This window comes from Bacteroides sp. BFG-606 (genome assembly GCF_024788145.1).
In the GTDB taxonomy this organism is placed as follows: domain Bacteria; phylum Bacteroidota; class Bacteroidia; order Bacteroidales; family Bacteroidaceae; genus Bacteroides; species Bacteroides vicugnae.
Map to the genome: position 1 here is coordinate 1,245,198 of NZ_JANUIL010000001.1, position 14,895 is coordinate 1,260,092.

Annotated in this window: 8 protein-coding genes; 6 read left to right on the plus strand and 2 right to left on the minus strand. The window is 42.3% G+C overall.

Features of this window, described 5'->3' with window-relative positions; all coding sequences use genetic code 11:
• Position 1: 1 nt before the first annotated feature.
• The 6 genes from NXV01_RS04515 to NXV01_RS04540 all read left to right on the plus strand — a co-directional run bounded on the left by NXV01_RS04515 (position 2) and on the right by NXV01_RS04540 (position 9,295).
• Positions 2-1,525: a RagB/SusD family nutrient uptake outer membrane protein gene (locus NXV01_RS04515; RefSeq protein WP_217723018.1), complete on the plus strand. Its 1,524-nt coding sequence runs from the start codon at positions 2-4 to the stop codon at positions 1,523-1,525.
• 9 nt (positions 1,526-1,534) lie between these two features.
• Positions 1,535-2,215 (plus strand): DUF4843 domain-containing protein, encoded by a 681-nt coding sequence (locus NXV01_RS04520; protein WP_148367707.1) that lies wholly within the window; start codon positions 1,535-1,537, stop codon positions 2,213-2,215.
• Between the two features lie 16 nt (positions 2,216-2,231).
• Positions 2,232-3,899, plus strand: a complete 1,668-nt coding sequence (locus tag NXV01_RS04525) for a PKD-like family lipoprotein (protein WP_195648683.1) — start codon at positions 2,232-2,234, stop codon at positions 3,897-3,899.
• A 15-nt stretch (positions 3,900-3,914) separates the two neighbouring features.
• The gene (locus NXV01_RS04530) at positions 3,915-6,257 is read left to right on the plus strand and encodes a zinc-dependent metalloprotease (RefSeq protein ID WP_259021802.1); all 2,343 of its coding nucleotides are present in this window, start codon (positions 3,915-3,917) and stop codon (positions 6,255-6,257) included.
• A 31-nt stretch (positions 6,258-6,288) separates the two neighbouring features.
• Positions 6,289-8,403, plus strand: a complete 2,115-nt coding sequence (locus tag NXV01_RS04535) for a DUF5117 domain-containing protein (protein WP_217723021.1) — start codon at positions 6,289-6,291, stop codon at positions 8,401-8,403.
• 118 nt (positions 8,404-8,521) lie between these two features.
• Positions 8,522-9,295: a radical SAM protein gene (locus NXV01_RS04540; protein ID WP_148367711.1), complete on the plus strand. Its 774-nt coding sequence runs from the start codon at positions 8,522-8,524 to the stop codon at positions 9,293-9,295.
• 72 nt (positions 9,296-9,367) lie between these two features.
• Here NXV01_RS04540 and NXV01_RS04545 read toward each other — a convergent pair whose 3' ends face one another.
• Together NXV01_RS04545 and NXV01_RS04550 are read right to left on the minus strand one after the other, a co-directional pair.
• On the minus strand, positions 9,368-13,339 hold the full coding sequence (locus NXV01_RS04545) for a hybrid sensor histidine kinase/response regulator transcription factor (RefSeq protein ID WP_259021803.1): 3,972 nt from the start codon (positions 13,337-13,339) through the stop codon (positions 9,368-9,370).
• 98 nt (positions 13,340-13,437) lie between these two features.
• Complete coding sequence (locus NXV01_RS04550; protein ID WP_148367713.1) at positions 13,438-14,871, minus strand: sialate O-acetylesterase; 1,434 nt, start codon at positions 14,869-14,871, stop codon at positions 13,438-13,440.
• Between the last annotated feature and the right edge of the window lie 24 nt (positions 14,872-14,895).

Below are 14,895 nucleotides of genomic sequence, written 5' to 3' on the forward strand. Positions count from 1 at the left end.
TATGAAACAGATAATATATATACTATTGACAACAACAATGCTGGGGCTTACGTCTTGCAGCGACTGGTTGGATGTATCTCCGAAGACTTCTATCCCTACCGAGAAACAATTTGAATCGGAATCAGGATTCAAGGATGCTCTTACAGGTATTTATTTGAAGCTGGGAACTACTACCTTATACGCCGGAGATTTGACTTATGCTTACTTGGATGAATTGGCCGGATTATACTCCGATTATCCCGGATATAATACCAATGCTGTTTTTGAACAGAGTATCGTATTCGATTATGAAAATATGTTCTTGAGTAAGAAAAATGCAATTTACTCGACTATGTATAATATCATTGCTAACATTAATAATTTTCTGGAGTACGTAGACAGGAATAAAGATGTTCTAGTTACCGAACGGTATTACGGAACAATGAAAGGAGAAGCACTGGGGCTTCGTGCTTTTCTTCATTTTGATTTGTTGCGCATGTTCGGTCCTGTTTATAAGGAACACCCTGCATCAAAGGCTATCCCCTATCGAACTGCTTTTAATAAAGATGCCACCCCTGTTTTATCAGCCGGCGAAGTGGTTATCGCTATTCTTAAAGATTTGAATGAGGCTGAAGAATTGCTGAAGGAAAGTGATCCGCTTGATTTCTTCACAAACCAAACGGATGAGGAATATGGAGAGAAAAACCATTTCCTTGTTAATCGTGAGTTTCGTATGAATCTGTATGCAGTAAAAGCGATGCTAGCTCGTGTATATTGTTATAAAGGTGATGTTGAAAGCCGTGGATTGGCTACAGAATATGCAAAACAAGTGATTGCTGCTTCTAAGTATTTTACGTTGTACAAATCACAAACTGCTTCTAATTATAATTCCATACGTTACGCAGAGCAGATATTCGGAATCACTGTAAATGAATTTTCTAATCTGCTTATTGAAAACTATATGGATATGGAAAATACGAATACTCAGCAACATTTTTATTTGGATGGAGATAAATTCAGTCTCTTCTATGAAACAGCTGATGTAGGGAATACTGACTGGAGAAAAAATACGGAAATGTTTCAGGTCATTAATGGGGCAAGCAGCACAAACGTTTTCTGCAGAAAATATAATCAAAAACCCCTCAATGCCGGATATACCTATTCCGGTGCTGATGCTGTTCCTTTGATCCGTTTGCCCGAAATGTATTACATTGTAGCAGAATGTGCATCTTCGGCATCGGAAAGTGCCGACGCATTAAATACTGTGCGTTTTGCACGTGGTATCTCTTACAGTGATGAGATTCTGACTACCGGATATGATGATCTTGATATTATTTCGGAAGAAAATAAAGACCAGACTAAGCGTATCAATGAAATCATGAAAGAATATAGAAAAGAATATTTTGCGGAAGGCCAGCTTTTTTATTTTTTGAAAGCACATAATTATAGCACTTATTATGGTTGTGGGCTGGAAGCAATGACTGAAGCTCATTATCAGATGACATTACCGGATGATGAGTATATTTTTGGTAACAACTCTAAATGATGAAGTCTTATGAAACGTATTATATACTTTGTTTTAGCTATTCTTGTTTGCGGCATCTATGCAGGATGCAGTGAGAGTGAGATAGACTTATATAGCCAGACATCCCGTATTAATTTTTATGGAAGTACATATATTCGTACTTTGGTTGATACAGATTATGTGAAGACAGAACCTTATGCTATAGATAGTTTTACGGTAAGTATACAAGGAGACCTTTTAAAAGAAAATCGCGATTTCTGTGTGAAAGTAACTCCAAATAGTGATTATCGAAATCCGGTGGATGTAATATTGGAAGATAAGTATACATACACCAAACTGGACACTGTTTATCAGGTATTTTATTATAAGATCAATCGTCCGAAAGTAGAGTCAGGTAGAAACGTATATGGTTGTTATCTGGAATTTGATCTGGATAATCCTCTTCATCAGTTTGATAAAGGACTGGTGGAGAAGAATCAGGTGGTGCTGAATGTCAGATGGGAACTTAAACCGGCCGAATGGAGTGATTATGTAGGATTCGGCAGTTATAGTGATAATAAATATATGTTTATTATGGATGTGTGCCAGCGTGTGTGGGATGATTTGGAAGATGATGACGTGGTAAAAATCCAGCAGGCTTATAAAGAGTATATAGAGGCTGGAAATCCTCCCATTTTGGGTGACGATGGTGATGAAATTGAATATGAATAAGATTAAAGGAAACGTTATGAGAAAATATATCATCTGTATAGTAAGTTTTATTGGAGCAGCTTTGTTACAGACAAGCTGTTATGATGATAAGGGAGATTACGATTATCATGATGTGAATACAATGGACATCGTAATACCTGAAACAAAAGTGCGTATGCCAAAGGAGGAAGCGGTGGAAATTTCAATTATACCCGAGATTTCTCAAACTTTGGAGCAAAATGAGGAGAATCTAGTGTTTCAATGGAAGAAAACGATAAAAGGGAAGAAAGCAGGTTCGGACAGACTTAGTGATTATAAAGATTATTCCATAGGTAAAGAGTGTAAAGTAACAATCGAGGCTTATGAGTCGGAAAATATAGGTTTGATGTTGGTCATTACGGATAAAATAAACGGAACAACTTGGTATCAGACAGGTGAGGTTGTAATTATCCGTCCTTTGAATCCTTGCTGGTTTGTATTGCAGGAAAAAGAAGGAAAAGGTGTATTAGGAGCAATAGAAGGTACTCCGGAAGGATATTATGTTTATCCGGATGTATTTAAGTCAGAATCGAATCAATCTTTTCCGTTAGATGGGAAACCTTTGGCGGTAAGTGCAAGAAAAGAGTATGGGAATTCGCTTTTAAGTGGTATGCTGTCTTTTATGGGTTTTAAAGTAAGTCCGGCGTTAATGTTAGTGACGGATCAGGATTTGGCATTGTTGACTCCAAGTACACTAATGACGAAATATCCTTCAAATAAAATACTTTTTGAACCGGTGGAAAAAGGTGAACCGTTGAATATCGAATATTATAAGATGACTGCTTATGGTGAGTTGTTTGTAAATAGTGAAAGGGCATATTGTGCTCCTATGGATGGATTTTGCGTACCATTCTCTGTGAAAAAGGGGAGCGACTTTCCTGCTATTTCCGCTTATGGTTCGTATAGTGGTGGTATGCTATTTTTTGATCCTGAAAATCATTGCTTTCTTAGATCATTTATTCCAGGTGTCAGTGATTATATGATGAATTCAGCCACTCAAAATATACGTAATTATGGAACTAAATGGAGTGACCAGAAACCTGTCTCCACATATTCAATGTCAGATGAAGCTAATGTGTTTGATCCGGATGTGATTGATCCGTCTTTAGAAGTACGTGATATTGTTACAGGGGGAAACTGGGGAAATTTCGCTTATGCAGTTGCCGCTCCACGAAACGGGAAAGAATTGACTGTATTTAAATTCAGTGCGCAGGATGAAGATCCTGTTTGTGCTGCCCGATATATAATTTCTCTGCCGTCTGAAGTGGATGTAGAAACAGCAAAATTCGCCGCTTCTTATGCTTATACGGCAAATCTTATATTTATGACGTCAGGTAATAGATTGTACCGCATTGACCTTGATCGTGGAAGGGTGGTTGAACTTTATGCTTACGGGGCAGATCCGTCAGCACAGATAGCCAGTTTGAAATTTAAGGATCCTGAAAGTGTGAGAGCGGAAGATGATGATGAGGAGACAGGCAAATATAAGGAGAAAATAGGTATGTCTATCGGACTAGGTATTAATACTGCTGGTAAAGGTGTAGTTGTAGAGTTGCAACTGACGGTGGCGGGTGATGTTTCGCGTGAAGAGAATAGTATTTGTATGTACGAAGACACCGATCATCCCATTGGCAAGATTGTAGATATTACCTATAATTATGAATAGTATAAATCGTTTTTTATGTTGAAAGGAATTATCGGTGCAATATTTCTGGCTGTTGTCTGTACTTGTCTGTACGGTCAGCAGCCGGACATTGCTGCTTTTTTTAAAGAAGGGGCATCTGTAGAAGTGATTCCCGGTATGTTTACCACTTATCGCAGTAACGGTCGTATCTATTGGGAAGTTCCGGATTCATTGATTGGACGCGAGTTTGTCGTTACGACTACTATTCTGGCTGCTCCTGCCCGTCCGGATCGGGATATGGAAAAGAAATTCGGATATTCGGGTGATATGATCGGTCCGGTATTCTTCAGTTTCCGGAAACACGGGAACGAATTGTGGATGCTGGATCCACAACATGAAAGGGTGATAGAAGATCCCGAAGGAGTGTATGCAAAGATCGCCGCCCGACGTGGAAATGAAAGACTTTATAAAATATTGCCGGTCAAAGCAAAGAATCCGGAAAGTAACCTGGTAGAGATTGGTGAAGTATTAAAAGATTTTCCTTTGTTTACTCTTGATATTGTGTCTTTTGATTTGTTGATAGGTACACGTTTAAGGGAAAAAGACTGTATCAAGGAAATCAAAGGATTTGATAACCGTCTGTTGATACATGCGACACGAACTTATCAAAGTTCATCAATGGGAATGCGCGGTAAGCCTGTTGCCCCTCCTTATATAGGAGACTGGGATACAGGTATCTGCATAAAATTATTATCAAAAGAACCGCTGGATCCCGTTTTTGCTAATACCGAAGCGTATTTTGTAATCGACAAAAATTACTTTCAGGGCGATCAGCCTGCCGACCGGAAGGCTGTTATCAAACGATGGAGGCTGGAGATAAGGCCGGAAGATGAAGAAAAATACATGAAGGGAGAATTGGTGGAACCCATACAACCTATTATCTTTTATATAGATCGTAATACACCGGAAAAGTACATCGGCTGTATCATTGAAGCAGTGCGCGACTGGCGTCCGGCCTTTGAGAAAGCCGGTTTTAAGAACGCCATTGATGCGCGACTGGTTCCTACCGTTGAAGAAGATTCTGATTTTAGTATTTATGATAGCAGTTATCCGTTTATTTCATGGAAAATATCAGGGCAAAATAACGCCTATGGGCCAACGCCTTGCGAACCTCGGTCCGGTGAAATTATTGCGTGTCATATCGGAATTTTCAGCAGTGTCTTGAATCTGGAGCAGAAATGGTATTTTGCTCAATGTGGAGCGAATGATCCGCAGGCATGGAATATAGAGTTGCCGGACTCTTTGCAATACGAACAGATAAAAAAAGTGCTGACGCATGAAGTCGGCCACACATTGGGGTTGAAACATAATTTTCTGGGTAGTTCCCATTATTCCATAGACCAGTTACGTGATAATGATTTTTTGAGCCGGTATAGCATAGGAAGTTCCATTATGGACTATGTGCGGTGTAATTACGCTTTGCGTCCTCAAGATAAGGTTGATTTGACAAACAGGTGGGTACGTGTCGGTGAATATGACAAATGGGCCATTGAATGGGGATACCGCATATTCCCGGGTAAGAATGTTGCCGAAAGAGAGAAGAACAGGGATTTGTGGAATCAGGAAAAGCAGAAAGATTCTTCATTACATTTCTCGGGTGGAGTGGATGTACGGGCGCAGGCGGAAGATTTAGGTAATGACCATGTTGTGGTTAATGCACAGGGGATAGAGAATCTGAAATATTTGTGTGAACATCCTGATGCCTGGAAGGTGACGGATAAAACGTCTTTGCGCGTATTGCAGGGACGTTATGAAGCGGTATTAAATCATTATAAACAGTGGGTGCGGCATGTTTTGTCTCATTTGGGTGGGAAACGTCTTGCTGAAACGGAGGATGAGAATATTTATATACCAGAAAAAGCCGCTTACAATCAAAAGGTTATGAACTTTATACAGACTTATGTATTACAGCCTCCTGTGTGGATGTTTGATAAAACATTGACCACCAATCTGGAAATAGATGGTAGTCGTGAGTTCGACCGCTTTTATGAAGAGCTTATGTCAGAAATAATCTGCTCTCTTCAGAAAGTGGGGGAGACGGAGAATGCCTGCGAGGATATGTTGTCTGTAGATGATTTTCTGGAAAGCATACATAACGGATTATTTACCGAATGGGATGATAACGTTTTTGTAAGTGATGCCCGATATAAAGTGCAGCTACTTTATGTGAATAAACTTTCTAAATTATTGGATAGATCAGAAAAGGTAACTTCGTCGAGGTTATTGGTTTCCATTATGCAGACTTTGAATAGAATGAAGGAAGAAGGTCTTGATTATAGTCATAGAATTACGGATCCGGTTGCTAAAAAACGGGCAATGTTTCTCGTAGATAGTATTTAATTTTAATGATGAAAAGCAAATAAAGAAACTCATGAAGGAGAGAAAATATGTAATTTTTATATTGTTGTGTGTTGCAGCTTTGCTTCAGGCGCAGAATTCCGTCAAGCCATTCGATGAGTTTTGGGTTACCGGGATGAATAAGTTTGACGGTGTATTTCCGGTATATGTGGCGGAGAAAGAAGTCTATCTGGAAATACCGGAAAAATATATCGGTCGGGAAATCGAAGTGAATGGTCAGATAGATAGAGGGTTTGATTTACTGAATCGTCCGGTCGACGGACTGGGAGTAGTGCGTATTGTATCCCCTGATAAGGCTACAATCTGTTTTCAGAAACCTTTTTATGCAGAACGTATTCTGGATGAAACGAGCGCATATCAGTCATCTTTCTCTTTGTCAAACGTGCAACCTGCCGGTAAAAGTTATCCGGTGGTAACCTATTCAAAAGAGCGGGGAGCTGTTATCCGGATAACAGAGCACCTGATGGACGGTGATGATTGGTTCAGTTATAATAATTATGGTTTTATCCGTTCTCTGGTTCCGGAATTGTCGGAAGTAACGAAAATACATCCCTTCGAAGAAGGCGTATCGTTGACAATCAGGCGCTATCACGGAGCTGAATCGGAAAGATATATGTTTTCCAGTTCTACTGTCATATTGCCTGACGGCAGTATGCCTTTGGAGGTTACCTGTGTAATACGCTTACTTCCCCGGAAAAGGGATCGAATTCGTCTGGCAGATTACAGGATACCTTATCAAACATTACGTTTTAAAGATTATTCCCAAGATCCTTACTGTATGGCAGAAGATTCGTTGATTCTTCGTTGGGATATGTCAAAGACACTCACTTTCTATGTAGATACTCTTTTTCCGAAGGAATATTTTCAGGCGGTGAAAGAAGGGGTGTCGGCATGGAATACCGCATTCCGCAAGGCAGGCATCCATGATGCCTTGCAAGTGAAGTATGCAAACAAGAAGATCATTCCGGCGGAACAACGTGCTTTTATATCTTATGACTTGAAAATGCCGGGGATAAAAAGTGACCTTACACATCATCCTCGTACGGGAGAGATACTTTCATGTCGTCTGAATATCGGACATGGATTTCTGAAAGGGCGATTAGATGATTATCTGCTAAGTTGCGGTGCCTCGGATCCGCGTATTCTGGCTGACCGTTATTCTAAAGAAGTGGAAAAAGAGTTACTGCAAAATGAAATAACGGAAGAGATCGGGCATCTTTTGGGTTTGCGCGGAAGTTTGTCGGAAAGTTCATGTGGGACGACTTTAAAAGTTGGGGATGATGATTGTCTGGCCGTTTACTTTGGTTATCATCCTTTCAAAGGATGTGAGAACTGCTATGATGAACGAGAGCAGCTTCGCCAATGGATAGATCATTATTTGCCGGATCGTATTCGTTTGTTCCGATCATCAGAAGAAGAGAAGCTTGATACTGGGTTTTCAAAGGATTATGCAATAAGAATATCGGATTTGCAGACCGTAGTAAGCCGGTTGGATAAGATTGTATATAAAGGAAAAAAAGGAGATAGGGGAAGTTCACTCAATGATATATATAGAAAGGCTATTCGTTTGTATGGAAGTTATCTGGTGGAAATAGCGAAAGCGGTAGGCAGCTCTCAGCCGGCGGAGATACAGCATCAGGCAATGCTTGATCTGGATACATATTTATTTCATCCTGCTAAAAAGATGGAATGTGCTTATGTAAAAGAGAATTTGTTGGAAGTGAGGAACCATATCCTATATCCGGAATTGGTGAAATTGTTTAAGCAATTGTTGAGTGTTAAGACAATTTCGGCTCTTCGATTGCAGGCATTGCGAAGTGACAGGAAAGCCTATGATGATATTGATTTTTTCCAGGATCTTTATGAAGGGTTGTTCAATGGTTTTGATCCGTCGTCTGCCGTTACTTATGAACAGATGGATATGCAGCTGATATGTCTGGAAACATGGCTGGATATGATACAGGAAGACGCTAAACATAATGGTATGGCGAAACGTTTAAAGGATGAATTGTATCATCTGTGTGGTAGGTTGGAGAAGCTTAGTACAACACATCCCCAGGTGGAAGTGCGTGATATGTATATTTTGCTTGTGGAAAGAATGAGCCAATATTTCCATGTGGTTTCTTGAGTATCATTGAATAATGATGATTTATTGGGGATGATGAAAAAATGGTGGTACAGGTAGGATAACCTGTAAGTTTTGGGTTATCTTTGCAAAGATTTATGAAGTAAATGATAATAAAAAGATGACTATTATTTTTCCTTCACCCATCTTCGGTCCTATACATTCCCGCCGTCTGGGTGTTTCTTTGGGAATTAACTTATTACCGGGTGACGGTAAGGTCTGTTCATTCGACTGCATCTACTGTGAATGTGGTTTCAATGCCGATCATCGTGCAAAGAAGCCTCTCCCAACCCGTGAAGAAGTCCGTGCGGCTCTTGAAGAAAAACTGAAAGATATGCAGGCGAACGGTCCTGCCCCTGATGTGCTGACGTTTGCCGGAAACGGTGAACCGACTGCTCATCCCCATTTCCCGGAAATTATAGAAGATACGCTTGCGCTTCGCGATCAGTATTTCCCGAAAGCGAAAGTAAGTGTATTGAGTAACTCTACATTTATAGACCGTCCTGCTGTATTCGAAGCACTGAACAAGATAGATAATAATATATTGAAACTGGATACAGTGGATGAAGAATATATTCATTTATTAGATCGTCCTAATGGAAAATATTCCGTTAAGAAGATCATCGGAAAGATGAAAGAGTTCAAAGGAAACTGCATTGTGCAAACGATGTTTCTGAAAGGAGGTTATCAGGGAAAGGACATGGATAATACATCTGATAAATATGTGCTTCCCTGGATAGAAGCAGTGAAGGAAATCGCTCCCCGTCAAGTGATGATTTATACGATTGACCGGGAAACACCCGACCATGACTTACAGAAAGCTACGCATGAAGAATTAGACCGTATTGTAGCTTTACTGGAGAAAGAAGGGATTTCGGCAACAGCTTCTTATTAGTTTTTTCATAAAATGCCGCCTCTTTTTGTTGAGGCGGCACAAATACATAAATATAAGTATAATAGAAGAATCTTATCCTCCTTTCTTCACATAATCTTTCGGCAATATCCCGAATTGCTTTTGGAAGCAACGGGCAAAATACGAAGGATTATTGAATCCGACAATGAAACAAACCTCATTAATCCGGTATTCTCCTTCACGCAGAAGTTCTCCGGCCGTTTTGAGCCGTATCAACCGGATATAATCATTAGGTGGCATTCCGGTCAATCCTTTCAACTTGCGTTGCAGATTAGAACGGCTGATTGCCATTTCTTCCGCCATCTTGTCGATGGTAAATTCTTCATTGGTGAAATTCCGGGTAATAATTTCATTAATCGTGGTAAGCCATTTCACATCCGTTTTATTCATTAATGTCTGGTCGTATGACATATTCGGCACGGTTGTGAAGTGATTGAACAGCATACGCCTGTTTTCCAGCAGATTATTGATAGTGGCTTTCATATGACTTAGGGAGAAAGGTTTTTCTATGTAAGCATCTGCTCCATAGTCGAGACCTGCAATTTTCGAATCGATGCTGTCGAGTGCCGAAAGCAAGATAAACGGGATATGGCAAAGCATATTGTCGGAACGGATGGCTTTTAATAATTCGAATCCGTCCATATGCGGCATGACGATATCACTGATAATAAGGTCTACTGTCGTTGTTTCCAGACATTCCAATGCTTCCTTGCCATTGGTCGCTGTGTGGATGGTATAGGCATTTCCCAGATTCTTAGCCAGAAATTCCAGCATATCCGTCGTATCTTCCACAACGAGCAGGGAGTAACCGCCGGATTCGGCTTCTTCTTCCGGAGCGGGACCTTCATCGGGCATAGAAGTGACGGCGTGGGTTGCCGGAATACTTTTCTCTAAATAAGGGATTTCCACACACACTTCGCAACCTTCGGCATAATTAGGGTTAATAAAAACTTTCCCGTTATGTTTTTCGACTAATAGTTTGACAAGGCTTAGCCCGATACCTACTCCCGATCCGTTATTGCCGGCATTTCCCACCTGATAAAAGGGTTCGAACACCTTGCTGCATTCATCTTGCGGAATTCCCGGCCCGTCATCGCGTACACAGATGGAAAGAGTACGTCCTTCGGCGGACAAATGCTCGTCCAGAATCACCATAATACGGCTGCGGGCATATTTCATGGCATTCGTCAACAGGTTACTGACGACTTTCGTCAGTGCTTCCTGATCTACATTATATTGCAGATGTTCTTTCGGAAGAGAGACACTGAAGGATATTCCGGTCAGCGAGATGGCCCGGAAGCGGTCGATGATTTCCTCGGTCATCCGGTTGATATTTACCTCATTGAATGAAAGCGCATATCCTTCCTTATCCACTTTGCGGAAGTCGAGCAATTGTTTGATAAGTTCCATCAGGCGGTTGGTGTTTTTCCGTATCACCGACAGGTTACTTTCTACTTCACTGTTCCATTCATGTGTTTCCAAAATAGCTTCCAGCGGAGCTTTGATAAGGCTTACCGGAGTCTTGATTTCATGCGCAACCTGTGTAAAGAACGTTATCTTTGACTGGAACAATTCCTGATTCTTGATTTGTTCCATCTCTTTCATCTTCCTTAATTTCACGGCCTGTTGCTTACGCAGATAAAGCCTTACCAGAAAATAAGTGAATCCACATGCAATTAGTAAATAGAAAATCTTGGCGTAGATCGTCTTCCAGGGTGGAGGAAGAACTTCAATATGCAGACAGCAGTCGTCATTGCTCCAATATTCATCGTTGTTGCTGGATTTCACACGGAACGTATATTCACCCGGAGGCAGGTTGAGAAAGGATACGTTATGTTTGTCCGTGTATATCCATTCCTTGTGGATGCCGTCCAGTTTGTAGGCATATAAATTCTTGCTGGGAGCCACATAACTTAGACTTTCAAATGTGATGTCGAACGAAACTACCTGATAAGGAATGGTAACCTGTCCGCTAAGGGCAGGAATGCGTTTGCTAAGGCTCACCTTATCATCGGGACTGTGCATATACACTGCCGAAATAGATGCCGTGGGCTTTACCTTATTGATCGATAATTTGAACGGATAGAAACTGTTGAATCCGTTCACCCCACCGAAATAAAATTTCCCGTCACGGGCTTGCATGGAAGAACGGAAGTTGAACTGGTTGCTTTGCAATCCGTCCTCAATGGTATAAAGTTGTGCCCGCTTGTTTTGCGGCTCATAACGGATCAGTCCCCTGTTGGAAGAAAGCCAATAGTTACCCGATTGATCGTCCAGTATGCCGTAAATGATATTGTTCGGCAGATTCTCTTTGGTAGAGAAATTTTCAAAATGGTCCTCCTGATAGTGATAACGGCAGATGCCGCCTCCCTCGGTACAAAACCATAGATTCTGTTTATGGTCGATATACACACGGATAACCCAGTTGCTACAGGGAGAAGCAGGGTCAGCCGGATCGTTACGGTAGTTGTGCAGCTTACCGGTCTGGCGATTATAACGCCAGATGCCGTCCCTTTTACTTGCCAGCCATAAGTCCCCATACTGGTCTTCCACCATATCGTAGATAAAGATATGACTTAAAGGTTCCAGTGTCCGGAACGAATCACTGTTCGGATCATACTGGCAGAACCCGGACAGAGTGCCCAAATAAATACTGCCATCTTTCGTTTGATAAATGGAATAGATATGATCGTTAGGAATGGAATGCGGGTTAGTACGGTTGTGGCGATAGTTCTTCGTTTTTCTCGTTTGGATATCCAGGATATATAACCCCCGTGAGAAACTGCCGATCCACAGCTTTCCTTCGTTGTAGAGCAGCGCATGGATATTGTGATAACCGATATTGGGATTATTGCTTCTCAATAGATGATTCTTAAACTTCTTCGTGCGGGGATCAAAGAGATTCAATCCGCCGTCTTCGGTAGCAATCCAGATGTTGCCGTCAGGATCTTCGCAAAATTGGCTGATAACATTTCCCGAAAGAGAATTCTCCGTACCGTTGGGATAATACCACTCGATATCCTTATGCTTGGGAGACAGGTAACTTACTCCACTGAAATATGTCCCGATCCAGATTCCCCCTTCCCTGTCCTGATAACAGGCATAGATACTTTCTTTGCTTTGTTCATCGTCGGTCGGCAGACACTCTCCTGTGGTGGTGTTGAATGTGTAAAGTCCGTCATCGGAGCCGAGATAGAAAGAGTTGGCTGTCCGTTGAAACAGGGTGCGGATGCGTGGGATGGTGAGTGTGTCCCCTTCTCCGAAGTAATAGCGGAATTGCCCTGTCTCCTTATTGAAACGTGCCAGTCCTCCGTACCATGTACCCGCCCATAGCACTCCCTGCGAACTTTCCATCAAAGAAATAATTTCGTTGCAGGCAGGACGTCCGAAAGAAGTCTCTTCGGATATATACCCTGTGAAGTTGTCCGTGCGCTGGTTGTATTTCGCAAGGCCATTCCGCGTGCCTATCCAGATTGTCCCGAATGAATCATTGCAGACCACCCACACATGGTTGTCCGGCAATGAGTGAGGGTCGGAGAGAGAATGTAGATACTGCTTCAATGTTCCCCTTTTCTCGTTGTAGACAAACAATCCGCTGGCTGTTCCGATCCATAGCTGTCCGGAGTTGTCATAAGCCATCCCGAAGACACTGTTGACTGTCACTCCATCTTCTGTCCGGCGGTCGAATACGGAAAATTTCTCTTCCCGCGAGTCGAATAAATACAGTTTTTCCGTGCTTGCCACCCAAATCAGATTGTTATCCGGATGTCGGCAGATGGTTACTATATTCATATAACTGTTTCCGCCGTTTTCTGACGAATGTCCGTAGTTGGTAAACTCGATGCCGTTGAAACGATTCAGTCCGTCCTGTGTGGCAAACCACATATATCCGATGCTATCCTGAAGGATGCTCCGGACACAATTGCCCGATAGCCCCGATCTAACGTCATATTTCTTGTAGATATTGGCGAAGACCAGAGAGACCGATGCCAGCAGTATGCATATGGATAAGACGGACCGTTTCATAATTTCCTTTCTTTGTTATCAGGTTCGGTTCATTTATATGCTGTTTACAGGAGATATAGATCCTGTAAACCGGGTAACTATCCCCTCTGTAGAGGTCTCTACTTCACGTCGTCCCACGTATCTGTACGGAACGGGAAAGCACTCAATCCGAAAGTATTACGCAGGGTGATATTTCCTACATAATTACGGAAGGCATAGCGCACGGCAACCGGTTGGGCAACTTCTTCACTCCACACTTCTACCGTGTTGGTGCGTCCTATAATCTTTGCCTTTGCCGGATAGAACTTCTTGTCGGCTCCCGCTATCTCGAATCCCTCCAGTTCAGAGAAAGTGGGGAACAGTCCGGCAGGAGCGTTATTGAATGTCACTATGGCCTTGTTGCCGGAATAGTCTACTTTGGTCATCACCGGACCGGTAGATGGCAGCCTGCGCACACCGTAAGTTTTGGTTAGTGCAAGTGTAGCCAGGCGGAGGCCCACTACTTCTTTCTGGGATGGGTGGATGCAGAATTCGTCACCGATATCGGTGGTCGGTATGATGCCGGAGTTGGGAATTGTTTTCAAGGCTTCCATTTGTGCCTCCCGCAATAAGGCGGCACCTGTGTCACGGCTGTCTTTATATTGGTGAGGGGCAATCTGTACGTAATAGAAAGGCATATCAGGAGCTTCCCATACATTTCTCCATAGCTGCACCATAGCAGTCATCATCGGGGCATAGAACTGGTAGTTGGATATATTCGATTCTCCCTGATACCAGAGGAAGCCGCGTGCCGTGAAGTTCTTTACAGGCCATAGCATGGTGTCGTACAGTCCCGATAACCGCTGTGACATACTTAATTTAGGATTGCCGGCTGCTTTCACGTTCATACCTTCAACGGAAGCCAATGTTTTCTCGTCCATCCATGCTTCGATTCGTGAACCGCCCCAGCTGTTGATAACCAGTCCTACGGGGATATGAAGGCTTTCAGTCAGTTGGCGGGCGAAGAAATAACCTGCGGCACTGCAATCAATGGTTGTTTCAGGAGCGGGAACTTCCCATTTCCTGTCTTCGAAGTCTGCCCGCTGTTTCTCGTCTTTTGTTCTCGGGACAGTGATAAAACGGATTCTGTCGCGGTAATTGCTTGTGTTCAGAAGCGTTTCAAGCGAGTTGTCAATGGGCTGTGCGGCATTTCCCATCATGCGCATTTCCATATTCGACTGTCCGGAGCAGATCCACACCTCCCCTATCAGTATATCCGAGAGAGTGACCGGAGTTCCGTCGCTGATTGTAATAGAATAAGGTGTATATCCTCCTTTGGGAGTATCTACTTTCACCAGCCATGCCCCGTCTTTGTCGGTAGATGCCTGATAAGTCCGGTTGTTCCATGAAGTAGTGACGGTTACTTTTTTGCCGTCTGCCCAACCCCATAATTTAACGGAGCTGTTCTGTTGAAGTACCATGTGATCTCCCATCATTGCGGGAAGTTTTACTTTGCCTTGTGCAAGCGGTAGGAATAAAAGTGATAAAATCAGAAGTAGAAATTGTTTTTTCATACTGTTTTTTATTAGATATTCGAC

Bases quoted from the DNA above. Each gene is read 5' to 3' on its own strand.
- NXV01_RS04515 (WP_217723018.1), top strand. From the start codon at position 2: ATGAAACAGATAATATATATACTATTGACAACAACAATGCTGGGGCTT.
- NXV01_RS04520 (WP_148367707.1), top strand. From the start codon at position 1,535: ATGAAACGTATTATATACTTTGTTTTAGCTATTCTTGTTTGCGGCATC.
- NXV01_RS04525 (WP_195648683.1), top strand. From the start codon at position 2,232: ATGAGAAAATATATCATCTGTATAGTAAGTTTTATTGGAGCAGCTTTG.
- NXV01_RS04530 (WP_259021802.1), top strand. From the start codon at position 3,915: ATGTTGAAAGGAATTATCGGTGCAATATTTCTGGCTGTTGTCTGTACT.
- NXV01_RS04535 (WP_217723021.1), top strand. From the start codon at position 6,289: ATGAAGGAGAGAAAATATGTAATTTTTATATTGTTGTGTGTTGCAGCT.
- NXV01_RS04540 (WP_148367711.1), top strand. From the start codon at position 8,522: ATGACTATTATTTTTCCTTCACCCATCTTCGGTCCTATACATTCCCGC.
- NXV01_RS04545 (WP_259021803.1), bottom strand. From the start codon at position 13,339: ATGAAACGGTCCGTCTTATCCATATGCATACTGCTGGCATCGGTCTCT.
- NXV01_RS04550 (WP_148367713.1), bottom strand. From the start codon at position 14,871: ATGAAAAAACAATTTCTACTTCTGATTTTATCACTTTTATTCCTACCG.